Annotated in this window: 18 protein-coding genes; 12 read left to right on the forward strand and 6 right to left on the reverse strand. The window is 60.4% G+C overall.

Translation table 11 applies throughout. From position 1 onward, the window contains the following. The first annotated feature begins 114 nt into the window (after positions 1–114). The 4 genes from QZ653_RS10105 (at position 115) to QZ653_RS10120 (ending at position 2,046) form a co-directional block, all read left to right on the forward strand. Positions 115–504 carry an Ltp family lipoprotein gene (locus tag QZ653_RS10105; RefSeq protein ID WP_296419935.1) on the forward strand — a complete coding sequence of 130 codons (390 nt, stop codon included), beginning with the start codon at positions 115–117 and terminating at the stop codon, positions 502–504. Positions 505–578: 74 nt separating this feature from the next. Beyond that, positions 579–1,064, forward strand: a complete 486-nt coding sequence (locus QZ653_RS10110; protein ID WP_296419936.1) for an arsenate reductase ArsC — start codon at positions 579–581, stop codon at positions 1,062–1,064. Further along, complete coding sequence (locus QZ653_RS10115; RefSeq protein ID WP_296419937.1) at positions 1,061–1,717, forward strand: aquaporin; 657 nt, start codon at positions 1,061–1,063, stop codon at positions 1,715–1,717. Before QZ653_RS10110 ends, QZ653_RS10115 begins: the two co-directional genes overlap by 4 nt. A 101-nt stretch (positions 1,718–1,818) precedes the next feature. After that, positions 1,819–2,046 (forward strand): hypothetical protein, encoded by a 228-nt coding sequence (locus tag QZ653_RS10120; RefSeq protein WP_296419938.1) that lies wholly within the window; start codon positions 1,819–1,821, stop codon positions 2,044–2,046. 3 nt (positions 2,047–2,049) lie between these two features. Here QZ653_RS10120 and QZ653_RS10125 read toward each other — a convergent pair whose 3' ends face one another. Next, positions 2,050–2,673, reverse strand: coding sequence for a helix-turn-helix domain-containing protein (locus QZ653_RS10125; RefSeq protein WP_296419939.1), 624 nt, complete (start codon positions 2,671–2,673; stop codon positions 2,050–2,052). 64 nt (positions 2,674–2,737) lie between these two features. On the opposite strand from QZ653_RS10125, the gene QZ653_RS10130 reads away from it, so the two are divergent. Genes QZ653_RS10130 through QZ653_RS10140 form a run of 3 tightly spaced genes read left to right on the forward strand, consistent with a single transcriptional unit; the run spans position 2,738 to position 6,082 of the window. Next, positions 2,738–4,249 (forward strand): class I adenylate-forming enzyme family protein, encoded by a 1,512-nt coding sequence (locus tag QZ653_RS10130; protein ID WP_296419940.1) that lies wholly within the window; start codon positions 2,738–2,740, stop codon positions 4,247–4,249. Further along, a complete protein-coding gene (locus tag QZ653_RS10135; RefSeq protein WP_296419941.1) occupies positions 4,236–4,880 on the forward strand; it encodes a DsbA family protein in 645 nt (214 codons plus the stop codon). The genes QZ653_RS10130 and QZ653_RS10135 overlap by 14 nt, the downstream gene beginning before the upstream one ends. A gap of 50 nt (positions 4,881–4,930) precedes the next feature. Continuing rightward, positions 4,931–6,082 (forward strand): multidrug effflux MFS transporter, encoded by a 1,152-nt coding sequence (locus tag QZ653_RS10140; protein ID WP_296419953.1) that lies wholly within the window; start codon positions 4,931–4,933, stop codon positions 6,080–6,082. 16 nt (positions 6,083–6,098) lie between these two features. Here the strand turns inward: QZ653_RS10140 and hemB are convergent, their stop codons facing one another. After that, positions 6,099–7,091 carry a porphobilinogen synthase gene (gene hemB / locus QZ653_RS10145; protein ID WP_296419942.1) on the reverse strand — a complete coding sequence of 331 codons (993 nt, stop codon included), beginning with the start codon at positions 7,089–7,091 and terminating at the stop codon, positions 6,099–6,101. Positions 7,092–7,222: 131 nt separating this feature from the next. On the opposite strand from hemB, the gene QZ653_RS10150 reads away from it, so the two are divergent. The 3 genes from QZ653_RS10150 (at position 7,223) to QZ653_RS10160 (ending at position 11,908) form a co-directional block, all read left to right on the forward strand. Further along, entirely contained in the window at positions 7,223–7,747 is a 525-nt protein-coding gene (locus QZ653_RS10150) for a component of SufBCD complex (protein WP_296419943.1), read from the forward strand. 45 nt (positions 7,748–7,792) lie between these two features. Further along, the gene (gene mfd / locus QZ653_RS10155; RefSeq protein ID WP_296419944.1) at positions 7,793–11,239 is read left to right on the forward strand and encodes a transcription-repair coupling factor; all 3,447 of its coding nucleotides are present in this window, start codon (positions 7,793–7,795) and stop codon (positions 11,237–11,239) included. 111 nt (positions 11,240–11,350) lie between these two features. Next, a complete protein-coding gene (locus tag QZ653_RS10160; RefSeq protein WP_296419945.1) occupies positions 11,351–11,908 on the forward strand; it encodes a YSC84-related protein in 558 nt (185 codons plus the stop codon). Here QZ653_RS10160 and QZ653_RS10165 read toward each other — a convergent pair whose 3' ends face one another. Together QZ653_RS10165 and QZ653_RS10170 are read right to left on the reverse strand one after the other, a co-directional pair. Beyond that, complete coding sequence (locus QZ653_RS10165; protein ID WP_296419946.1) at positions 11,909–14,314, reverse strand: GcvT family protein; 2,406 nt, start codon at positions 14,312–14,314, stop codon at positions 11,909–11,911. A 99-nt stretch (positions 14,315–14,413) separates the two neighbouring features. Beyond that, the gene (locus QZ653_RS10170; RefSeq protein ID WP_296419947.1) at positions 14,414–15,715 is read right to left on the reverse strand and encodes a DUF2254 domain-containing protein; all 1,302 of its coding nucleotides are present in this window, start codon (positions 15,713–15,715) and stop codon (positions 14,414–14,416) included. 136 nt (positions 15,716–15,851) lie between these two features. On the opposite strand from QZ653_RS10170, the gene QZ653_RS10175 reads away from it, so the two are divergent. Both QZ653_RS10175 and QZ653_RS10180 read left to right on the forward strand, forming a co-directional pair. After that, complete coding sequence (locus QZ653_RS10175) at positions 15,852–18,242, forward strand: GcvT family protein (RefSeq protein WP_296419948.1); 2,391 nt, start codon at positions 15,852–15,854, stop codon at positions 18,240–18,242. Positions 18,243–18,305: 63 nt separating this feature from the next. Beyond that, positions 18,306–18,896, forward strand: a complete 591-nt coding sequence (locus QZ653_RS10180) for a nucleotidyltransferase family protein (RefSeq protein ID WP_296419949.1) — start codon at positions 18,306–18,308, stop codon at positions 18,894–18,896. On the opposite strand, the gene QZ653_RS10185 is transcribed toward QZ653_RS10180, so the two are convergent. Both QZ653_RS10185 and QZ653_RS10190 read right to left on the reverse strand, forming a co-directional pair. After that, on the reverse strand, positions 18,886–19,980 hold the full coding sequence (locus tag QZ653_RS10185) for a Hint domain-containing protein (protein WP_296419950.1): 1,095 nt from the start codon (positions 19,978–19,980) through the stop codon (positions 18,886–18,888). The two genes, QZ653_RS10180 and QZ653_RS10185, sit on opposite strands and share 11 nt — an antisense overlap. 255 nt (positions 19,981–20,235) lie before the next feature. After that, a partial coding sequence (locus tag QZ653_RS10190; protein WP_296419951.1) for an Ig-like domain-containing protein occupies positions 20,236–23,903 on the reverse strand: 3,668 nt, incomplete at its 5' end.

Genomic DNA, 23,903 nt, shown 5'->3' on the forward strand with positions numbered 1-23,903 from the left:
CCGACCTGCATAATTTTCAACAGCGCCGCCCCGATGCGGCGCTGTTTTCATTTTTGTGTAAGGAACTTGCGTTATGGCGTCCCCCGTTCGTGTCTATCATCAGGAAACTCAAAAATGTCAGCATCCTTGTCTTCCAAAACCGTCCTGCTCGGCCTGTCCCTAACCCTGTCGCCCGCAGCCTTTGCCGAAACTCTGACCGGCCCACAACGCAACGCAGTCCGCTCTGCAGAAAGCTATCTGGCATTCGCCGGTTTCTCGCGCACCGGATTGATTGAACAATTGTCCTCCGCATTCGGTGACGGGTACGACGTCGCAGATGCGACTGTTGCGGTTGATTCTCTGGGGGTGGACTGGAACCGGCAGGCTGTCCGGTCAGCGGACTCCTACCTCAGCTTCATGGGCTTTTCCTGCAACGGCCTGATCGAACAGCTGTCCTCGGATGCGGGTGACGGGTTCACTGTCCAGCAGGCACAATTTGGGGCGCAACAGGCAGGCGCTTGCTGACTGGCGTCTGGTCTGACAGGTAGATAATAAGTGACCGTCACACCCCTGTTACAAACCTGACCTAATCGGCCCTCATGAATATACTTGTCCTGTGCACCGGCAACTCGGCCCGCTCAATCCTTCTGGAATCCATTTTCAACCGAGACAGTGGCGGGCGCGTCACCGCCTGGTCCGCAGGCTCAACCCCGTCGGGCAAGGTCCATCCGCAGTCGCTCGCCCTGCTGGCGGAACTGGGCTATCCGACCGACGGCCTCAGCTCCCAAAGCTGGGACGTTTATGCCGAACCCGATGCGCCCAGAATGGATGTTGTCATCACCGTGTGTGACAGCGCCGCTTCGGAAACCTGCCCCTATTGGCCCACCACGAACGGTCACGCCCCCGTTCAGGTCCATTGGGGCATCCCCGATCCGGCTGCCGCCGCCGCGCCCGACTGGGACAAGGCATTCTCTTCGGCCTATATGCGCCTGCGTGCCAAGGCGGACGCCTTTCTGGTCCACCCGGTTGAGGCCTTCTCTCCGGCGGAGCTTAAGTCCGCCCTGCAGTCGGCCGCCTCCGCATGATCGCGCGTCGCCTTACGGCAGAGGCCCTCGGCACCGCTCTTTTGCTGATTGGCGTCGTAGGGTCCGGCATCATGGCCCAGACCCTGACCGATGACACAGCGCTGGCGCTTCTGGCCAACGCCATTGCGACGGGCTGCACGCTCTATTTCATCATCACCGTTCTGGGGCCGCTGTCTGGTGCCCATTTCAATCCGGTCGTCACTCTCGCCTTTGCGCTGCGCGGGGACCACCCGTGGGGTCTGGCTGCGGCCTATATTCCGGTACAGGTCATCGGCGGCATTGCGGGGGTGTGGCTGTGTCATGTGATGTTCGATCTCGACATTATTCAGGCGTCCGGCACCGCGCGCACCGGTTTGCCCCAATGGGTGTCTGAGGGTTTTGCCACCTTCGGGCTGCTGTTCGTCATCTTTGGCGGGTTGCGCAGCCGCCCCGATGCGGTGCCGACACTGGTCGCCCTTTATATCACGGGGGCCTATTGGTTCACGTCCTCCACCAGTTTTGCCAACCCCGCCGTGACCATCGCACGCGGCTTTTCGGACACTTTCGCGGGCATTGACCCGTCACATATCGCCGCTTTCATCGCGGCCCAGATGATCGGCCTTGCCCTGTCGCTCCCCGTGATCGGCTGGCTGTTCCGGCCCGAAAGCCATTAACCAAACCTCAATCTTACCATGCTTGGGTAAGGGTCCCTTCCGTAAGGGAACCAATCCGGCTGCAGCGCGTTTGCATCGCAGTCAATCATGGGAGGATACCAATGTCTTGGACCACTGCACTGACCCACTGGCCCCACCTTCTGGAACAACTGGCGGCTGATTTTCCGCAGCTTAATCTTGAGGCGCTGAAACGGTTTCGCGGTGACCGCGACAAGATGGAAGGTTATCTTGCAGACGCCCATGATCTGACAGCCCGCGAAGCCCGCACAACCCTCGACGACTGGCTGATGTACCGCGCCCCCGTCATCGCAAGTCAGGCAGCTGCCTGACCACTACGCCAGCGATGTGACCCACAAGATGGTCGCATCCTCGTTGGAGACCGAAATAACGTTATGCCCCATGGAGGCATCGTAATAGGCGCTGTCGCCGCGTTTCATTTCGATGGGTTCGTAAAATTCGGTGTAAAGGCGGATGACACCCGTCAGGACGTAAAGAAACTCTTCTCCGTCGTGACGCACCCATCCATCAAATTCATCGGCACTGCGCGCGCGCACCTGCGCACGGTACGGCAACATCTGCTTTTTCGTCAGACTTTCTGCCAGCAGTTCATGTTCATAGGTGGCGGTGGCATGGCCCGTCCCCTCCCCTGACCGCGTCACGGCCATCCGGCCATTCACCTGATCCCGCTGCGGGGGCGTAAACAGCTGGGGCACCGAAATCTGCAGCCCCACGGCAAGTTTTTTCAACGCATCATAGGTGGGTGACATCTGCCCGTTCTCGATCTTGGACAGGGTCGAGCGCGCCAATCCGGCCTGCGTCGCCGCCTGTTCCAGCGTCCATCCCTGTGCCTTGCGCAAATCACGGACCCGCATGCCCAGATCCAAAGGCTGCGCTTGCGCGTCCTCACCGTTTTCGCGGGCAATGGTAATCAACTGTCTGGGGTCTGTACTGGTCATACCCCCCTATAGGGCAGCGCACGGGCGGCTTGCAACTCTGCTGCGCGCTGGGGTAGCGATCAGCATGACCCTCGCACCCGCGCCCGCCTCTGCGCCCCCGCCGCATCCGTTCAACATGGCCGCCCATGTGCTGGCGCGGTCTGCGCAGGCGCCCGACAAAATCGCATTGGCCGTGCTCGGCCCCGCACGCGCAGACCGCTGGTCCTATGCGCGGCTGGAAAGTGCCGTGCGCGGCACCGCCACGGGGCTTTTGCAATCGGGCCTGACTGCAGGCGACCGCGTGTTGATGCGGCTGGGAAACACGCCGGATTTTCCGATCACCTTTCTGGCCTGTCTGGCCGTCGATCTGGTCCCCGTGCCCACATCCCCGCAATTGACCAGCCCCGAGGTGACAGCCCTCGCACACCAGTTGGGCCCGAAGGTCGTTGTGGCCGACGATGCAACACCACGTCCCGATCACCCCGCCCCTGTGCTGACGACCGACATTCTGCGCACGTTCCACAGCCTGCCCCCTGCAGGTTTCGTCATGGGTGACCCCGACCGCGCAGGCTACATCATCTTCACCTCCGGCACGTCGGGCCGCCCGCGCGGTGTGATCCACGCCCACCGCGCCATCTGGGCGCGCCAGATGATGATGGACGGCTGGTATGGCCTCACCTCCGGCGACCGGATGCTGCACGCAGGCGCGTTCAACTGGACCTACACGCTGGGCACCGGTCTGATGGACCCATGGACCATGGGCGCCACCGCGCTGATCCCTGCCGCGGGCACGCCCCCTGCGATGCTGCCCCTGCTTTCAAAACGCCACGATGCGACGATCTTTGCCGCAGCCCCCGGTGTCTACCGCCAACTTCTGCGCGCGCCCATGCCATCCTTGCCAAAACTGCGCCATGGGCTGTCGGCAGGTGAAAAGCTGCCCGATACGGTCCGCGCTGGCTGGGAAGACGCGACGGGCACGCCCATATTTGAAGCCTACGGGATGTCTGAATGTTCGACCTTCATCTCTGCCAGTCCCACGACCCCCGCTGACGCGGGCACCTTGGGGCCACCGCAACCCGGTCGTCGGGTCGTCCTGTTGGAGGACGGATCGCCAGCCCAAAGCGGTGAAATCGCAATTCACCGCGATGATCCGGGCCTGATGCTGGGGTACCTCAACGCCCCCGAAGACACCGCCGCGCGCTTTGACGGCGGCTACTTCCGCACCGGCGACCTTGCCAGCCTCTCCCCCAATGGGCACATCATTTATGAAGGCCGTGCGGATGACATGATGAACGCAGGCGGCTACCGCGTCTCCCCGATTGAGGTTGAAACCGCCCTTGCCCTGCATCCCAACATCCTTGAAGCCGCCGCCGTTGAACTTCGCGTGAAATCAGACGCTTCGGTCATCGCGGCCTTTTACGTCGCGGACAATGTGATAGACGAAGACGAACTGGCCGCCCATGCGGCCCATTATCTGGCCCGCTACAAGTGTCCGCGCCTGTTTATTCGCGTCGATGCCCTCCCCCGCGGGGCCAACAACAAACTGCTGCGCCGCCAGCTTCGCCAAGATTGGAACGCCCGCCATGGTCAAACTTGATATCCTGTCCGACCCGATTTGCCCGTGGTGCTATATCGGCAAGACCAACCTTGATCGCGCGCTGGAACAGATCGGCGATCATCCCTTTGAAATCGAATGGCATCCGTTCCAGTTGAACCCCGACATGCCGGCAGGCGGCATGGGCCGACGGGAGTATCTTGAGGCGAAGTTCGGCGGCAAAGAGGGCGCGGTGCGTGCCTATGCCCCCGTGGTTGAGATGGCCGAAAAGGTCGGCCTGAAGATCGACTTTGAGGGGATGCAGCGCACGCCCAACACCATGGACGCCCACCGTCTGATTCACTGGGCGGGCATCGAACAGCGCCAGTCGTTCGTGGTGCAACGTCTGTTTGAAGCCTATTTCCGCGACGCCCGCGATATTGGCGATCATGAGGTCCTGCTGGACATCGCCGACGGCTGCGACATGGACGCCGCCGTGATTGGTAAACTGCTGGCCTCGGACGCAGATGTGGCGGACATTCAAAAACGCGACGCCCACAGCCGTGAGATGGGCATTCAATCGGTGCCTACGTTCGTGGTGGCCAACCAGCACGCCGTGCCCGGCGCGCAACCCACCGAGATGTGGGTCAAAGTCATCGGTGAGATCATGGACCAGATCGAGGCCGCCGAGTGACCCCAGTCACAAAGCGGCTAGGCCAGACGGAGTTTGTGGCGCTTATCGCCATGCTCATGGCGACGATCGCGTTTTCCATCGACGCCATGTTGCCCGCCCTGCCCGAAATCGGGGCCGAGCTGACGCCTGATACCTTGAACAACGCGCAACTGGTCATCACCAGTTTCGTGTTGGGCATGGGGTTGGGCACGTTTTTCACCGGCCCTTTGGCGGACAGATTTGGCCGCAAGGCGGTGATCGTCACGGGCGCGTGGCTGTATATTGCGGCGACGCTTTTTGCCTATTTCGCCCAGACGCTTGAGACGATGTTGATCGCGCGCGTGCTGATGGGGTTGGCGGCCGCCGCCCCGCGTGTGGCTTCCGTGGCGATGGTGCGTGACCTTTATGCAGGCCGCGATATGGCGCGGATCATGTCCTTTGTGATGTTGATTTTCTCACTGGTGCCCGCGCTTGCGCCGTCACTTGGGGCGCTGATCATCGCGGTATCGGGCTGGCGCGGGGTGTTTGTGGCCTTTGCGCTTTTTGCGGCCGTGACTTCCACGTGGTTGATGTTGCGCCAGCCTGAAACCTTGCCCGCAGACCGTCGCCGGTCCCTGCAATTCGCCCCGCTTTGGTCCGCCGCACGGGAGGTCGTGACACATCCGACCGTGCGTCTGGCGACACTGGCGCAGACCCTGTCCATGGGGATGTTGTTTTCTGTCCTTAGCTCCACCCAGCAGGTGTTTGATGTGACCTACGGCCAAGGGCACAGTTTCCACTTCTGGTTTGGCGGCATCGCCGTGTTGGCGGCCTCCGCTTCGCTGATCAATGCGCGGATCGTGCAGCGGCTGGGGATGCGCCCGATCATCAAGGCGATGTTTCTGGCGCAATCGGCGTTGTCGCTGGCGATGATTGGGGTTGTGTTGCTTGGCCTGCCTGTCCGGTTTGAACTGCTGTTCTATGCCTTCTGGACCACATCGGTGTTCTTTCAGGCCGGGCTGACGTTGGGCAATCTGAACGCGCTCGCGTTGGAACCCATGGGCCATATCGCAGGCATGGCCGCATCCTTGGTCACCGCCATCGCGACGGTCGGCGCGGTGATCATCGCGGCCCCCATCGGGTTGCAGTTTGACGGCACACCGCTGCCGCTGGCTGTGGGCACATTCATCTGCGCCGTTCTGGCCTTCTGGATCACCAGCAAAATCCGCCGAGACACCGACTAAAATTTGAGAATTCTAGTCACCCGTTCAACAGCCGTGCGGCCGCCGGTGCGAAATAGGTTAACACCCCGTCACACCCTGCGCGTTTGAAACACATCAGCGATTCCAGCATCACCTTGTCACCATCCAACCAGCCGTTTTGCGCCGCCGCCTGCATCATCGCGTATTCACCCGACACCTGATAGGCAAAGGTCGGCACGCCGAATTCGCGTTTCACACGGCCCACGATGTCCAGATAGGGCATCCCCGGTTTCACCATGACCATATCCGCCCCTTCGGACAGATCACGTTCCACCAACCGCATGGCTTCATCCGAATTGGCGGGGTCCATCTGATAGGTGTTCTTGTCCCCCGTCAGCGCCGACGACGCCCCCACAGCATCACGGAACGGCCCGTAAAAGGCGCTGGCATATTTCGCCGTGTAGCTCAGGATCGTCACATGGCTGTGCCCCGCCTCCTCCAACGCGCCGCGGATCGCGCCGATGCGGCCGTCCATCATATCGGACGGCCCCAGAATATCGGCCCCGCACTCCGCCTGCACCAGCGCCATCTTGACCAGCGCCTCAACCGTGCGGTCATTGACGATCGCGCCGTTTTCCACAAATCCGTCGTGGCCGTTGATGTTGTAGGGATCGAGCGCGATATCCGTCATCACCGCAATCTCGGGACAGGCGTCCTTGATCTCACGGATGGCGCGGTTGGCGATGTTGTCTCGCGACCATGCCAGCGCGCAATCCTCCGTCCGCGCGTCCATGCCGGTGTAGGGGAAAATGCAGATCGCCGGGATGCCCAAATCCCATGCTTCACGCGCGGCAGCGCCCACGCGGTCCACCGTGCGGCGCACCACTCCGGGCATGGAGGCCACGGCCTCCTCCCGGTCCGTCCCCTCCATCACGAAAATCGGCCATATGAAATCCGCCGGGCTCAGCGCGCTTTCACGCACCATGGCCCGCAAAGCGGGGGTGCGGCGCAACCGGCGCAGACGGGTCTGGGGAAACGGGGGCAATGTCATAGATCGGGCCTTTCAAGTCACACATTTTGGGTCGCACGAATTGCCGCACATCACAAGGCTGGGCATTGCCCGCCTGCACCGCTAGGTTGCGCAAAAATCAGACACATCACATCCCACAGGCTGCCACCCCCGTGAACTGGACCAACACCCTTTTCGAAGTCATCGACATGCGGAGCTTTTCGAACCTGTGGTTCTGGATCGCGCTTGCGGTGATGTGGTCATCGGTCAGCCACTGGGTTCTGGGCGTGCCCTTCGACATGATCCAGCGGGCCAGAAAACAAGGCGGCACAGCCGAAGATGATCTGCACGACATGGTCCGCATTAACGTCAACCGCCTGCTTTATATTGCCGAAGTCTCCGGCCTCGTGCTGTCCGGCGTTCTGTGCTTTATGCTGACCTCCCTCGCAATTCTTGCCTTCGTCTATGACGTCGAATTTGCGCAGGCCGTCTTCTTGCTGGCCTTTCCCATGACGCTTGTCGGTATGCTCAGCCTGAACACCGCCAAAATCATCGCCCGTGACATGCCCCATGGCGACGACCTTTACAAACGTCTCAGCCGTCACCGTGTGGCCACGCAATTCGTCGGCATGTTCTCCATCTTCATCACGGCGATGTTCGGGATGTATAAAAACCTCGCCGTGGGCATCTGGCTGTAACGCGCAGCCATTGACACCGGCCCCCGTCGGGGTAGGTCCGGTCCCATGGCCCATTCCAAACACATCACCGTTTCCGGCGCGCCCGAGGGGTTCGATGCCCGTCTCATTCTGGCAGAGGCCGAAAAGGGCCCCGTCGTTCATGTCTGCCGCGATGACAAACGGCTTGAGGCGACCCGCGCTGCATTGGCCTTCTTTGCGCCCGATATGCCGGTCATCATTTTCCCCGGTTGGGATTGTCTGCCCTATGACCGCGTGTCACCCAACGCCGACATTTCTGCGGCCCGCATGGCGGTGCTGGCGGGTCTCGCCCATGCGATGCCGGACCGGTTCGTTCTACTGACGACCGTCAACGCCGCCACACAGAAGGTCCCCGCCCGTGATGTGCTGAGGGAGGCTGCGTTCTCCGCCCGTGTCGGCGGGCGGATCGACGAAAAAGCCCTGCGCGCCTTTCTGGTCCGCATGGGGTTCACGCAGGCCCCCACCGTGACCGAACCGGGTGATTACGCCGTGCGCGGCGGCATCATCGACATCTATCCGCCCGGACAATCCGGCCCTGTGCGCCTTGATCTGTTTGGCGACGATCTGGACGGCGCGCGCCGCTTTGATCCGGCAACCCAGCGCACCACCGAAAAGCTTGACCTGATCGAACTGGCGCCTGTGTCCGAGGTGATCCTCGATGACGCCGCGATCACCCGCTTCCGCCAGACCTACCGTCTGGAATTCGGCGCCGCCGGCACCGATGATCCGCTGTATGAGGCCGTGTCCGCTGGCAAAAAACACGCAGGCGTCGAACACTGGATGGGGTTTTTTCACGACCATCTAGAAACGCTGTTCGATTATCTGCCGGGTGCCACCATCACGCTGGATGATCAAAACGCCGCCCAACGGGAGGCGCGCTGGGTGTCCATCGCCGATCAATACGATGCGCGGCGTGAGGCGATGCTGGCCAAGGGTCGCATGGACAGCGTCTATAAACCCGCGCCACCTGAGGGGCTGTATCTGGACAACGCAGCATGGGAAGCCGCGACGGCCGCCTTCCGCACCTTGCAGTTCAACGCATTGCCACAGGCCACCGGTCCCGGTGTGATTGATGCAGGCGGTCGGATCGGGCGGGATTTCGCGCCCGAACGTCAACAGGAATCCATCAGCCTTTTCGGGGCCTTGGCTGATCATGTTAAAGTGAAACTGCAAGAAAGACCCGTTATCATCGCCTCATATTCCGAAGGCGCCCGCGAACGTCTGATGGGCCTGATCGAAGACGAGGGCGTGGGTGAGGCGATCCCCGTCACCGACTTTTCCCGCGTCGGCAAAACCGGCCTGCATCTGGCCGTTCTGGCGCTTGAGCATGGGTTTGAGGCCAAGGACCTTGTGGTCATTTCCGAACAGGACGTGCTGGGTGACCGTCTGATCCGCCAGACCAAACGCAAACGCCGTGCTGAAAACTTCCTGACCGAAACCCAATCCCTTACACCGGGCGATCTGGTGGTGCATGTGGACCACGGCGTGGGCCGCTATCTGGGGTTGGAAGTCGTGACCGCCGCCGGTGCGGCCCATGAATGTCTGCTGTTGGAATATGCAGAAAATTCAAAGCTGTATCTGCCCGTTGAGAACATCGAACTTCTGTCGCGCTTCGGCCATGAGGTCGGTCTTCTGGACAAACTCGGCGGTGGCGCGTGGCAGGCCAAAAAGGCCAAGCTCAAGGAACGCATCCGTGAGATGGCGGAACGCCTGATCCGTGTGGCCGCGGAACGCGCCCTGCGCACGGCCCCCGCCCTGACCCCGCCCGACGGGATGTGGGATCAATTTCTGGCCCGTTTTCCCTACGCTGAAACCGACGACCAACTGGCGGCAATCTCCGACGTCCTCGAAGACCTCGGCTCCGGCCAGCCCATGGACCGGCTGGTGTGCGGCGACGTGGGCTTCGGCAAGACCGAGGTTGCGATCCGCGCGGCCTTCGTGGCCGCCATGTCCGGTGTGCAGGTCGCGATCATCGCACCCACCACCTTGCTCGCGCGCCAGCATTACAAGAATTTTGCCGAACGGTTCCGCGGATTTCCCATCAATGTCAGACCTTTGTCGCGCTTTGTTGGCACAAAGGAGGCCACCGAAACCCGTGAAGGCATCGCCAAAGGCACGGTGGATATCGTCATCGGGACCCACGCGCTGCTGGCCAAATCCATCCGCTTCAAGAACCTTGGCTTCATCGTCATTGACGAAGAACAGCACTTCGGCGTGCAACACAAGGAACGCCTGAAACAGATGCGAACGGACATTCACGTCCTGACCCTGACGGCGACGCCCATCCCGCGCACCCTGCAACTGAGCCTATCGGGCGTCCGCGAACTGTCCATCATCGGCACGCCGCCCGTGGACCGACTGGCAATCCGCACCTACGTTAGCGAATTCGACACGGTCACCCTGCGCGAGGCGCTCTTGCGCGAACACTACCGTGGCGGTCAGTCGTTCTTCGTGGTCCCCCGCATCTCCGATCTGCCAGAGATTGAGGAATTCCTGAAAGAACAGGTGCCTGAAGTCAGCTATATCACTGCCAACGGCCAGATGGCCGCCGGTGAACTCGATGACCGGATGAACGCCTTTTATGACGGGAAATATGACGTGTTGCTGGCCACCACCATCGTGGAAAGCGGCCTCGACATCCCCACTGCCAACACCATGATCGTGCACCGCGCCGATATGTTTGGCCTCGCTCAACTCTACCAGATCCGGGGCCGCGTGGGCCGCTCCAAAACCCGCGCCTATGCGTATCTGACCTATAAACCACGCCAGAAACTGACACCCCAGGCCGAAAAACGTCTGAAGGTGCTTGGCAGCATCGACACGCTGGGCGCAGGCTTTACGCTGGCGTCACAGGACCTTGATATTCGTGGCGCGGGCAACCTGCTGGGCGAAGAACAATCCGGCCAGATGCGTGAGGTGGGGTATGAACTCTACCAATCCATGCTCGAAGAACAGATCGCCAAGATCAAATCGGGCGAAGTCACATTGGTCGAGGACGGCCAATGGGCACCGCAAATCAACCTTGGCGTGCCTGTCCTGATCCCCGAAGACTACGTGCCTGATCTGGACGTGCGTCTTGGCCTTTACCGTCGTCTCAGCGATCTGACCACCAAAGTCGAACTCGAAGGATTCGCCGCCGAATTGATCGACCGTTTCGGGTCACTGCCCAAAGAGGTGAACACCCTCATGCTGGTCGTCCGCATCAAGGCCATGTGCAAACGCGCCGGCATCAGCCAGCTGGATGGCGGTCCAAAGGGCGCTGTCATCCGGTTTCACAACGACAAATTCATCTCCCCCGAAGGGCTTGTCGAATTTATCGAAGACCAGCGCGGCCAGGCCAAGGTTAAGGACAACAAAATCGTCATCCGCCGCGACTGGCCCAACGACCGCGCCAAAATCCAGGGCGCGTTCGGCATTGCCCGCGATCTGGCCGCTAAGGTCAAGGATGCCAAGAAAAAGGCCGCGCCCGCCTGACGCGGGCCAAAACCCGCCGAACTGCAACTTGGTGCTGACAGGTCGCAAAATCCCGCCTATAGTTCTGCCCATAACGGGGAAAAACCCCGAACCTAGAGGCACGAGGCAGTTATGACCCTTCTTTCAAGACGCAATTTTGCGCTATCCGCGCTGGCGACCACCACCCTGTCCGCATGTGGCAATGGCATCGGCGGCGACGGCGCAGCCCAGATCGACGCCCGCGTCGACAGCACCCTGTCATTTATGTACAACAATTACCCCGGCACGCGGGATTTGGCGAACAAGGCCAGCGGCATGTTGGTCATGCCTGTCGTCACCGAAGCGGGCCTTGGATTGGGGGCATCCTTCGGGCGCGGCGCGCTGAAGGTCGGGGAAACCACGGTCGATTACTATTCCGCCGCCGCCGGCAGCGCGGGTTTGCAAATCGGCGCGCAGCAGTATTCCACCGTGTTGTTCTTCATGACGCAGGATGCACTGATCGACTTCCGCCGTGCGAACGGCTGGGCCGCCGGGGCTGACATTGAATATGCGCTCAACGACACTGGCGAAACCCTGCGGGCTGAAACGACGACGTCCCTGTCACCGGTGATTGCCGTGGTCTTCGCGCAGGCCGGGTTCCGGGCCGGTGCCACCATCGAAGGCACCAAGTACACGCGGATCATTCCGTAATTACGCTCTGAGCCGTTTACCCTTGGGATCAAAGGGCGGCTCAGCCAGCACCACGCCACGGTGGGCTTTGCCAAGGATCATAACGTCAACCTCTGTGCCGGCGGGGGTGTCTTTGAGGTACCCCAACGCCAGCGACATACCGACCGAATAGCCATAGGTGCCCGATGTCACACGACCGACAGGCGTGCCGTCAGGGCGGAAAACCGGCTCTCCTCCGGTGGCGTCGGCGGTGTCCACCTCCGTCACATGAATCAAGGACAGAACTTCACGTGATGGATTATCTTTAATCCGTAAATATTTGTCTCTGTGCAGAAATTCCTTATCCGACTTGATCAGTCGGTCAAGCCCGACCTCTTGCGGCCAGTATTCGGGGCTGTATTCGCGCCCCCATGATCCATAGCCCTTTTCAATGCGTAAGGACATCAGCGCGCGGCTGCCGACGGGGCCGCCCTCCAATTCACCTGCCGCGTCCAGAAGTGATTTGTAAACAACGGCTTGATCCTCTTCCTTACAGTGGATTTCCCATCCCAGATCACCCGTAAAGGACACGCGCAGGGCGAGGCATGTCACGCCCGCAAGCTCCAGCCACTTGGACCGCATGAAAGGGAAATCCGCAGTCTCCAATGAGGTATTCGTCAATGTCTGCAACGCCTTACGCGCCAAAGGTCCTGCCACGTTGAACCCGCACCAACTGTCCGTGCGGCTTTCAAATGTGGTGCCGTCGGGCAAGGGCACCATCGCCCAGAACCGCTGGTGATACCGTTCGGCCATGCCCGACCCGATGATCCAGAATTCATCTTCACCCATGCGGGTCACGGTAAAGTCCCCCGCGATCCCGCCATTGACCCCGATGAGCGGCGTCAGGCAGGACCGGCCCACCGCCTGTGGCATCCGGTTCGCAAAGACCGCATTCAGCCAGCTTTCCGCGTCCGGTCCGGTGCAGACGTATTTGGCAAAGTTTGAAATATCAATGATCCCGACCGACTGGCGTAACATCTTCGCCTCGCGCCCGACGCTGTTGAACCACGGCTGGCGGGTGAAACCCGCGCTGTCGGGCACATCGGCGTCAAAATAGGCAGGATGTTCCCAACCGTAATTCAGCCCGAACACCGCCCCCATGTCACGTTGCATGTCATAGACGGGGCGCACGCGAACCGGCCGGCCTGCCTCGCGTTCCTCACCGGGGAAATGAATTTTGAACCGGTGTGCGTATTGGTCCCCGACGCGGGCTTTGGTGAATTTTGCATCGGCCCATTTGCCAAATCTTGAAACATCCCATGCAAACATGTCGTAAGTCGACTCGCCTTTCGTGATCCATTCTGCCGCCATCAGGCCCATCCCGCCCGACTGGCTGAACCCCGGAATGATCCCGTTGCAGCAAAAGTAGTTCCGCAGATCGGGATGCGGACCAAACAGCACATTGGAATCCGGTGACCAGATCATGGGGCCATTGATGACCCGCTTGATCCCGGCCTCACCCACTGCGGGCACCCGGTCGATGGCGCGCATCATGTTGTCCTCGATGCGTTCCAGATCGTCAGCGAACAGCTCATGCCCGAACCCTTGGGGCGTGCCGTCCTCAGCCCAGAACCGGACATCCTTTTCGTAGGCCCCCACCAGCAAGCCCTGCCCCTCCTGACGCAGGTAATACTCCCCGTCGCGGTCTGCGACCGATGGCAACCGGCGGTCCAGGGCTGCAATTTCGGCAATCGTTTCGGTCACAAAATACTGGTGCTCAGTGGGCAACAGCGGCAGTTCGATCCCCGCCAGTTTCGCCACTTCGCGGCCCCAAAGTCCGGCGGCATTGATCACCCATTCGGCGTGAATATCGCCCTTTGGCGTCTCGACGATCCATGTCCCGTCGGGCTGCTGCACGGTCGCCGTGACGGGGCAAAAGCGGATAATCTCGGCCCCGCGCTGGCGCGCGCCGATGGCGTAGGCGTTGGTCACGCCTGACGGGTCCACATTGCCGCCGTCGGGTTCGAACATGATGCAGCGGATGCCATCGTAATTGACCAACGGATGCAGCCGCTCGGCCTCCGCCCGATCCACCTCATGGAAGTTCATGCCGTAAAATCGGGCCTTCGCGGCCTGCAACCGCAACTGGTGTTCGCGGTCTTCGGTCTGCGCAAGATACAGCGATCCGGGCTGGAATACACCACAGGACTGGCCGGTCTCCTCCTCCAGTTCATTGTACAAATTCATCGTATAGTGCTGAATACGCGAGATATTTGTGCTGTCGTGCAGGCCGTGGATGTTGGCCGCTGCGTGCCATGTGGACCCCGATGTCAACTCGTCCCGTTCAAGAAGCACCACATCCGTCCAACCCAATTTGGCCAGATGGTACAGGATCGAACAGCCGATTACGCCGCCTCCGATGACGACAGCTTGGGCGTGGGTGCGCATTGGGGTCCTCCGGTGGGCCATGGGTTTCCCCCAGCAGACGGTCTGAGCCGCGCCGTCACTTGGCCCTAACCGACATATCCCGTCGCATTTCGCCCGCGTCTAGCCGTTCGTCACCTCGGCCGGGGTCTGGTCCCGCAGCCGTTCCAGATCCTGACCGTAATCCATCTTTTTCTCCGCCCGTTTGAACGCACGTTTGGCGGCTTCGACGGCGGCCTCCGACAAATCGTCGTCGGGATGGCGCGACAGATGGTCGAGGGCCTTTTGCAAGGCCAGCTGGACCTCAACAATGCCACCGCCATCGCGCGCAATGGGGTCAAAGCCGTCCTCGACAAGGCTGGCCGCCTCAAGCGGGGGCAGCCACAGTCGCGGATGGGCCACTTCCACATCGGTGCGGTCCATCTCACTGCGGTATCCGTCGAAAATGCGCGCCATGCGTCCGACCACATCAATCGCGGTTCCCGGATCGTTGATCCCCGGACTAAGCGCTTTCGACCCGATCTCACCCAGCACGATCAAGCCAAACCGCGGGTCCTGTTCAAAGGTCCGCAAATCCCCGATCGAGATGCTTTCGTTCAATTTGTCAAAGATGCCGTCGGTTTTCGCGGTGATATAGGCAATCGCCTCTCCCTTATACACAAAGTGCCCGACAGGCGTGCTGAAGTAGATGTCGATGTCTTCCTTTTCTGCCAGTTCGGCCAGCTGCTGTTCATAAATGAACTGGATGTAGCCTGTCTCATCCGCCTTGACGGCCACCGCATCATCGGGGACGGCGTCCATATCCGTCAGGGGATTGGCCCCCAGACAGGGGTTTTCCATCCTCAACGAAAAGGCGGCCTTTGTCTTTTCCTCAATCCGGCGGGTCGTCTCAATCAGGCTGCCCAAGGTCTGCAAATGCACGATCCAGCGCACAATCGCGATGATGATCAGGATAAGGATGATGATGGTGAAGCAAAACAGGACCACGACCTGATCGTCGGAAAAAAGTTGTGTTTCCAACAAGATGATTGAGGCCAGCGCATAAATATAGGCACCAACAAGCGTGGACAATGTGGTTTGGGTGATTTGGTCATCCATCATCAGACGATGGATACGCGGGGTCCACTGGCTTGAGGCGGACCGGAACACGGACACCATCACGGTCAGTGAAAACGTCGTCACCGCCAGCATGGAATTCGCGATGATTTGCAACAGGGATCCGATCGACCCCGCGCCGATTACGTCCTTGATCCCGTCGGGGATGAATGGCTCTGTCAGTCGTGCGACGATAATGGCCAGCAACGACATGAAACCGATCAGGGCAATACGCACCCACAGTTTATTGAACTGCCGTCTGAGTTTTCGGACAAAGGTCGTTTCCCCGACCGTATCCAGCCCCTTGGAAAATACTTGGTTTATCTGCACGTGTTGCCCTTTGTCCAACGTCACGCCGGTCAAATAGCGCGGTATCGACGGAAGGCGACGGATGGCGTCGATTCTGTCTTGGCAGCGGCCATTTGTTTTGGCCAAGGTGGGCCAAACCAGTGCCCGGAGGCCACACATGAAAACCACATCCCGTGTCGTCATCATCGGAGGCGGCGTCGTCGGCGCATCGGTTCTGTACCACCTGACCAAGCTGGGCTGGTCCGATGTCATGTTGCTGGAACGTGCGGAACTGACGTCCGGGTCCACATGGCATGCCGCCGGAGGGTTTCACACCCTGAACGGCGACACCAATATGGCCGCGCTGCAGGGATATACCATCAAACTCTATCGTGAGCTTGAGGAGATCACCGGTCTGTCGTGCGGTCTGCACCATGTAGGCGGCGTCACACTGGCGGACAATGCGGACAGGTTCGACATGCTGGTCGCCGAACGGGCCAAGCACCGCTACATGGGGCTAGAGACCGAAATTATCGGCCCCGAAGAGATCCGCAAAATCGCGCCGATCACCAACACGGATGGCATTCTGGGCGCTTTGTACGATCCCCTTGACGGGCATCTGGACCCGTCCGGCACAACCCACGCCTACGCCAAGGCCGCGCGCATGGGTGGGGCCACCATCGAAACCCACACCATGGTCACGGCCACCACTCAAAGGGCGGATGGCACATGGGATGTGGTCACGGATAAGGGCACGATCCACACGGAACATGTGGTCAACGCAGGCGGGCTTTGGGCGCGCGAAGTGGCTGCGATGGCGGGCATCTATGCCCCCCTGCATCCGATGGAACACCAATACATCGTCACCGATGACGTGCCCGAGATCATGGAGCGTGACGCCGAACACCCCCACGTCATGGACCCAGCCGGGGAAAGCTATCTGCGTCAGGAAGGGCGCGGATTATGCATCGGCTTTTACGAACAGCCCTGCCGGCCGTGGGCCGTGGACGGCACGCCGTGGTCCTTTGGCGCTGAATTGCTACCCGATGATCTGGACAAAATCGAGGACAGCATCGAATTCGCCTACAACCGTTTTCCCGCGCTGGCCCGTGCCGGTGTGAAGACTGTCGTCCATGGGCCGTTCACCTTTGCGCCCGATGGCAACCCGCTGGTGGGCCCTGTGCCCGGCATGCGCGGCTATTGGTCCGCCTGCGGGGTCATGGCGGGGTTCAGCCAAGGCGGCGGCGTCGGTCTGATGCTGGCCCAATGGATGATCCACGGCGAATGCGAACGCGATGTGACGGCCATGGATGTGGCGCGGTTCGGGGATTGGATCACGCCGGGCTACACCCGTCCCAAGGTGATTGAAAACTATCAAAAACGGTTCTCCGTGGCCTACCCGAACGAAGAACTGCCCGCCGCACGACCCCACCGCACCACGCCGATGTACGACATCTTCACAAGCCATGGCGCTGTCTGGGGCCATCAATACGGGCTTGAGGTGCCCAATTACTTTGCCCAAGGCGATGAACCTACGTTTGAAACACCGTCCTTCCGCCGATCCGACGCCTTTGACGCCATCGCGCGTGAGGTCAAGGGGGTACGCTCGAACGTCGGAATAACCGAGGTGCATAACTTCGGCAAATACCGCATCACTGGCGCCCATGCGCGCAGCTGGCTGAACCGCATCATGGCCGGTCGTATCCCCAAAGAGGGTCGCATATCCCTGACGCCTATGTTGTCGCCCAAAGGCAAGCTGCTGGGCGATTTCACGGTGTCCTGTACCGGCGAAAACAGCTTTCACCTGACGGCCAGCTACGGCGCACAGGCCCAACACATGCGGTGGTTCCTGCAACATCAAGAAGATGGCGTAAGTATCGAAAATATCAGCGATAAACTCAATGGGTTCTCCATCGCCGGACCACATGCAACCGACCTTCTGGCCGCTTGTACCCGCGACGATACGGACATGCGGTTCCTCGACACACGCTCCATGACCATCGGCCAGACGGCCTGCACCGTCCAGCGGGTCAGCTACACCGGTGATCTGGGGTATGAGATTTATTGCGATCCCATGGACCAACGCGCCCTGTGGACAACTTTGTGGACGGCCGGTCAGCCCATGGGCCTCAGCCTGTTCGGGATGCGCGCGATCATGTCCCTCAGGCTGGACCGGCATTTTGGCAGCTGGATGCGCGAATTCAGCCCTGATTATACCGCCAAAGAAACCGGGATGGACCGGTTTATCCAATGGGACAAAGACTTTATCGGCAAAGAGGCTGCCGCGGCGGATGATCCCGACCGGCAACTGGTAACCTTCATCGTCGATGCAACAGATACGGATGTCACCGCCTATGAGCCGATCTTTCTGGATGATGAGGTCATCGGGTTCTGCACCTCCGGCGGCTATTCTCACCATCTGGGCAAATCCATCGCCTTCGGGCTGATCCCCAAAGGACAGGTGGCCGAAGGTCTGCGGGTTGAGGTTGAACTGCTGGGCGACCGCCGCCCCGCCACATTGATCACAACCCCGCTCTTTGATCCCGACGGCAGCCGGTTGCGCGCATGATCTTCATCTGGCCCAGAAAACTCCCGCCGGAGGCCCTAAAATTCGAGAATTTTAGGTTCCGCCGTGGAAGATAAAGCGCAGATTCCGACGGTGATCCTCGCCGCGGGCCGTTCTTCGCGCATGGGCGCGCGTGACAAATTACTGGAAGATATTGACGGCCTCCCCCTCCTCAGACGACAGGTGGAGCGGGCGCTGGAGAGTGGCTTGGTGATCGTCACCCTGCCCTCCGCCGATCATCCGCGCGCCGCTGTTGTGCCCGCCCGAGCGACCATTGTTGTCGTTGCGGGGCAAATGTCTGACAGCATCCGCGCGGGGATCGCTGCGGTGCCCGTTGATGCCCCCGGTGTGGTCATCCTGCCCGCCGATATGCCCGATATCACCGCCGCAGATATCTCCGCCGTCAAGGCAGCAGCGACGGATGATATAGCAATCGTGCGCGCGGCCACGCAGGATGGGAAACCGGGCCATCCGATCTACTTTGCCCGCAAGACTTTCTCTGATTTCAACATATTAGAGGGTGATCGTGGCGCATTTCGCATTTGCGAAAACTGGCCGGACGACACCAAAATTGTCCCGCTCAACGGACAACGGGCGCGCCTTGATCTGGACACGCCCGAAGATTGGGATCGTTATCGGAACCGGTCTAGGCCGTAAGAAGCCGCGCTTCATGACGTTTCAGAACCTTGCGCGCCGCAGACCAACCGGCAGCGCTTTCGACGTTCTTGAGTTCCGGGAACAGGCCGTACACCTCTTCGCGTTGTTCGTCACCGATGCTGCGCAGGGTGTAATCGGCGGGCTGAAAACTTTCCGTCCAGGCGCCGTTGGACAAGATAACTTCGTGACGGTCGAACAGAATGTGGAAATAGGCCACGGCGCCTGCTGGGTCACGGGACACACCGTCCATTGAAACCAGATGTTTGGCCGCCACCAGAACCTCATTCTCACCGAAAAACAGGGCAGCCCGTTCGCCGGTGATCAAGACGCGGTGGTTGGGGGACAGCAGCAGATCGGTCTCGGGCACCGCGCCGGATAAGGCACCGGCGGCCACGCGGATGGGGGCCCACTCAGGCGTGGCGATGACCTCTTCTTCGGTCACATCGCGCCGTCCGATCCAGCGGATTGCTTGCAATCCGTTGTCGCGGGTCATGACACGGTCCCCGATCTTAAGCGCCTCGACCGGAATTTCACCGCGATCCGTGGCAATCATGGTGCCAAGGGTAAAACACGGGACCAAATCCGCCGCCTGTCTGTCCGCCACAAGGTTGTAGCCCTGCCCCGGATTGCCATTGGCATAGATCGGGGAAATCAGCTGGATCGACTGGATCGGCGCCGCTTCAATCGCCGCCTGATCTGCGTTGGCGCTGAATTCGGGCATCAGATAGACGTCACCATTCGTGGCCTGACTGACCACTGCGGTGATATTTGCAGTCGTGCCATCGAAATAGGTGATCGTCGCGTTGAAGATCATCGTGGCGTCATGGGTTTGGGTCACGCCGTCGACGGTGAATGTGTCGTTCGATGCGTTGTTGTCGATATCGTAGGACGCGGGCTGAAGTCCGCCGGAAAAACTGTCCGCCTCCCAATCCTTGACATTGTCGGTTGAGGCCAAGGGATCCGTCGCGCTGCCATATGTACCAAGCCAGCTGTCGACGGCCGTTTGGCTGACAAACTGATTGCCTTCACCGGTGTCGATATCCGGCAAATTACCAAGAAAAAGAACTTCGAACGACGTGGGCATTTCGGACCTCGGGCAGCAGGGACAGCAGTATCCCGTTCAAGTTGTATGTAAGCATTCTGGCGTTCGATTTACGGGGAAAGTTCGGCCGAGACGACCACCTTCAATATTTTTGATTAAAATCGCCCATTTCCCGCCGAGGGCTGAAACCAATCACGGTTAAACGCCAAGATTGTTTCCTAAATGGAAACGGGGGGCCAGATGACCCCCCGTTCCTATGCCCCCCACCCAAAGGCGGGAAAGCAGCTGCATAGTCGTTTACTTCACCAACAGGCGTGCTTCGTGCTTTTTCAGGGCGCGACGCGCGGACTGGTAGTTGCCCAGACCTGTTTTCGTGGCCAGTTCGGGGAACAGTTCGAAGATTTCGTTGCGCTGGCTGTTGCCAATGCCCTTCAAGCTGTAATCGCCCGGCTGGAAGCTTTCGGTCCAGGCCCCGTTCGACAGAACCACTTCGTGGCGGTCGAACATGAAGTGGATGTAGGCTGTGCCCATCACGTCCACCTCGTGGATGCCTTCGCTGCCCACCAGATGCTTGGCTGCCGCGAGGACTTCACGCTCTTCGAAGTAGAGCTGTGTTTTCTCCGAGGCCACCAGACAGCGGTGGTTTGGCGACACCATCATGTCCCGCTCGGGCAGACCGTTGCCCAAGGCGCCTGCCTTGATCAGGATCGGCTTGAGGTGCGGGTTCGCCACCAGTGACTTGCCGGACATCTCCTTGCGGCCCACCCAACGGATCTCTTGGATACCGTTGTCGCGGGTGATGATCCGGTCGCCTTCGCGCAGTTCTTCGACAAGGCGTTCGCCCTTCGGGGTCGCGATCGTGGTGCCCGGCGTAAAGCAGGGGATCACGTTCTCGATTTCCGAGAAGGTCAGGGTCGTGCCGTCGAGGAAGGTGACAACACCGGCCTCCGGATCGTCGTCCTCGTACGTGATGAAGTCGACGTTGGATCCGGTCAGGTCAAGAACATCAACGTCATCAGACTGGCCATCGCCATCCAGATCGGGGTCTTCGCCACCGACGATCACGTCGCCCGCGCCCTCTCCGGGTGTGTCGACGATAAAGACATCGTTGCCCAGACCACCGAACTGGCTGTCAGCACCCTGACCACCGGTCAGCGTATCGGCACCTTCGTCACCGTAGAGCGTGTCGTCGTCAACGCCGCCGTCCAGCACATCGTCGCCGGTGCCACCGAACAGGGTGTCATCGTCGTCTTCGCCGAAGATGGTGTCGTTGCCAGCGCCGCCAAACAACGTGTCGTTGTTGTTGTTGGTGACCAGGTCTTCGCCCGGGTCGTTGCTGTCGCCGTCACCGTCCAGATCGTCGGGCAAGTTGCCGAAGCCACCGATGGTGCCAGGAACCAGACCACCGTAGATGGTGTCGTTGCCGTCTTCACCCGCGATTTCGTCGTTGCCTTCGGACCCGATGATGATGTCATCGCCGGTGCCGCCTTCGACGGTGTCGTCGTCGACGCCTGCATCGATCGTGTCGTTGCCGGAGCCACCGAAGATGGTGTCGTTGTCGTCACCCGTGGAGATGCTGTCATTCCCTGCCCCACCGAAGACCGTATCGAGGTCGTCGTTTGGATCAAGGTCCGCAGGATAGACACCGGGGTAGCCGACGTCCGGCAGGTTCTGACCGAAGTCAGGGCCCAGCGGGTTCTCGTCGTTGCCTGTGTCGATGATGTCATCGCCGTCGCCGCCTTCGACCACATCGTTGCCTTCGGCCGTGGCGATGGTGTCATCGCCTGCGCCGCCGTCAACGCTGTCATCACCGGATGCGCCCCACAGATCGTCGTTGCCTTCCCCACCGATGAGAGTGTCATCGCCGGAGCCGCCTTCGATCTTGTCGTCGCCTGCGCCGCCATCAAGGCTGTCATCGCCTGCGCCGCCGAACAGCATGTCCATATCGTCACCACCGTCGATGGTGTCGTCACCGATGCCGCCGCGGATGATATCGTTGCCCGCATCGCCAGACAGGCTGTCGTCGCCGGCGTTGCCTGTGATGCTGTCGTCACCCTCGCCGCCGAAGACATCGTCGTTGCCTGCGCCGGCCTGAATGGTGTCATCCCCACCGAAGCCGAAGATCACGTCATTGTTGGTGCCTTCATCGCCTGGCAGGATACCGTCATTGGCGTCCACGATATCACCATCGGCATCCACATAAGGAATGTCGGGGTTGATGATGTCGTTGCCTTCGGTGCCCTGCACCGTACCGTCGTTAATGCCGGTGACGGTGAAGGTGACGGTTGCCGTGTCTTGCCCGCCTTCAGGATCGGTGATCGTGTAGGTGACAGATGTTGTGTCCGTCTCACCCAGACCCAGATCGTCAAAGTCGCCATTGGCGTCAAAGTCGACCGTGCCATCGGGATTGATGGTGAACAGACCACCGTTGTCACCTGCAACAGGTGTTCCAACATTGGCCGGATCGCCGTCCACAGCCACAACTTCCAGAGGATCACCTTCCGGATCGCTGTCCACATCATCGCCGGTGTTGTCGGTGATGACGTTTCCGTCTACGTCGCCCTCGGCCTCGGTCAGTGTGACCGTATAGGCGTTGTCAGTTGCGTCCGGCCCGTCATTCACACCTGTTACAGTGATGGTGACGGTTTCGGTGTCTTCGGCACCCGATGGGTCGGTGACGGTGTAGGTGACCGTGGTGGTCGCCTCTTCACCTGTGCCGAGGTCTTCGAAGTCGCCATTCGGGTCAAACGTGACAGAGCCGTCGGGGTTGATCGTGATCAAACCACCGTTGTCGCCTGCCACGGGCTGGCCCACGTTGTCGGCATCGCCGTTGACTTCGGCCACGCTCAGCGGATCGTTGTCGGGGTCCTCGTCATTGTCCAGAACATTGCCGATCACCGCGGGTGCATCGTCCTCGCCCGCGTCAAACGTGTCTTCTTCGGCCACTGGACCATCGTTGGTGCCGGTGACAGTGAAGGTCACGGTGGCCGTGTCTTCCAGCCCCTCAGGGTCTGCGATGGTGTAAGTGACGGTGGTCGACGCGCTTTCACCCGTGCCCAGATCGTCAAATTCGCCATTGGCGCTGAAATCAACAGAGCCGTCCGCATTGATCGTGAACAAGCCGCCGTTGTCGCCAGCAACAGTGCCGCCCACATTGGCCGGATCACCGTCCACGGCCACAACCGTCAGGGGATCATCTTCGGGATCGCTGTCTGCCCCTTCGCCGGTGTCGTCCGTGATCGCATTGGCATCGTCATCGCCAAACGCCTCGTCCTGAGCGACGGTGTAGGAACTATCCCGCGCCTCCGGTGCATCATTGATGCCCTGCACCCTGATCGTCAGCGTGGCCGTACCGAAACCGCCATTGCCGTCAGAAACTGTGTATTCGATCTGGGTTTCCGCAGATTCACCGGGGGAGAGGTATTCGAATTCCTCATTCGCGGTGAAGTCGAAGGATCCATCGGGGTTCAAAGTGAACAGGCCGCCGTTGTCGCCAGCAATCGGTGTGCCGACGCCGCCAGCGTCGCCGTTGATCGCAACAACGGTCAGGGTGTCGCCATCAGGGTCGATGTCGAGGCCCGCATTGTTGTCGGACGGGTTGGTGATGACGTTGCCATCCACATCGCCCGTGCCTTCGTCTTCGGTGACAATGTACAGATCGGGGCAAGCGATCGGATCGTCGTTCACGCCGTTGACTGTGACGTCGACCGTAGCCGTGTCTTCGCCGCCATTACCGTCGGAGATCGTGTAGGTGATCGTCGTGTCACCGTTGAAGTTCTCGTCGGGCTCAAACGTCAGCGTGCCATCGGTATTGATGGTGACTGTGCCGTTGGGCGACGTGGCCTCGGTCACGGTGAGAGGATCACCGTCGGGGTCATTGTCGTTGTCCAGAACCGGGATATCGACGGAACCGTCCTCGTCCACCTCGGCGGTGTCGTTCTGTGCGACAGGGCCGTCGTTCACAG

The sequence above is a fragment of the Pseudooctadecabacter sp. genome (assembly GCF_020627745.1).
Classification (GTDB): Bacteria; Pseudomonadota; Alphaproteobacteria; order Rhodobacterales; family Rhodobacteraceae; genus Octadecabacter.

Coding starts and splice junctions, on each gene's coding strand:
- QZ653_RS10130 (WP_296419940.1), top strand. CDS start 2,738: ATGACCCTCGCACCCGCGCCCGCCTCTGCGCCCCCGCCGCATCCGTTC.
- hemB (WP_296419942.1), bottom strand. CDS start 7,091: ATGACATTGCCCCCGTTTCCCCAGACCCGTCTGCGCCGGTTGCGCCGC.
- QZ653_RS10105 (WP_296419935.1), top strand. CDS start 115: ATGTCAGCATCCTTGTCTTCCAAAACCGTCCTGCTCGGCCTGTCCCTA.
- QZ653_RS10160 (WP_296419945.1), top strand. CDS start 11,351: ATGACCCTTCTTTCAAGACGCAATTTTGCGCTATCCGCGCTGGCGACC.
- QZ653_RS10110 (WP_296419936.1), top strand. CDS start 579: ATGAATATACTTGTCCTGTGCACCGGCAACTCGGCCCGCTCAATCCTT.
- QZ653_RS10115 (WP_296419937.1), top strand. CDS start 1,061: ATGATCGCGCGTCGCCTTACGGCAGAGGCCCTCGGCACCGCTCTTTTG.
- QZ653_RS10185 (WP_296419950.1), bottom strand. CDS start 19,980: ATGCCCACGTCGTTCGAAGTTCTTTTTCTTGGTAATTTGCCGGATATC.
- QZ653_RS10125 (WP_296419939.1), bottom strand. CDS start 2,673: ATGACCAGTACAGACCCCAGACAGTTGATTACCATTGCCCGCGAAAAC.
- QZ653_RS10135 (WP_296419941.1), top strand. CDS start 4,236: ATGGTCAAACTTGATATCCTGTCCGACCCGATTTGCCCGTGGTGCTAT.
- QZ653_RS10140 (WP_296419953.1), top strand. CDS start 4,931: ATGCTCATGGCGACGATCGCGTTTTCCATCGACGCCATGTTGCCCGCC.
- QZ653_RS10165 (WP_296419946.1), bottom strand. CDS start 14,314: ATGCGCACCCACGCCCAAGCTGTCGTCATCGGAGGCGGCGTAATCGGC.
- QZ653_RS10120 (WP_296419938.1), top strand. CDS start 1,819: ATGTCTTGGACCACTGCACTGACCCACTGGCCCCACCTTCTGGAACAA.
- QZ653_RS10175 (WP_296419948.1), top strand. CDS start 15,852: ATGAAAACCACATCCCGTGTCGTCATCATCGGAGGCGGCGTCGTCGGC.
- mfd (WP_296419944.1), top strand. CDS start 7,793: ATGGCCCATTCCAAACACATCACCGTTTCCGGCGCGCCCGAGGGGTTC.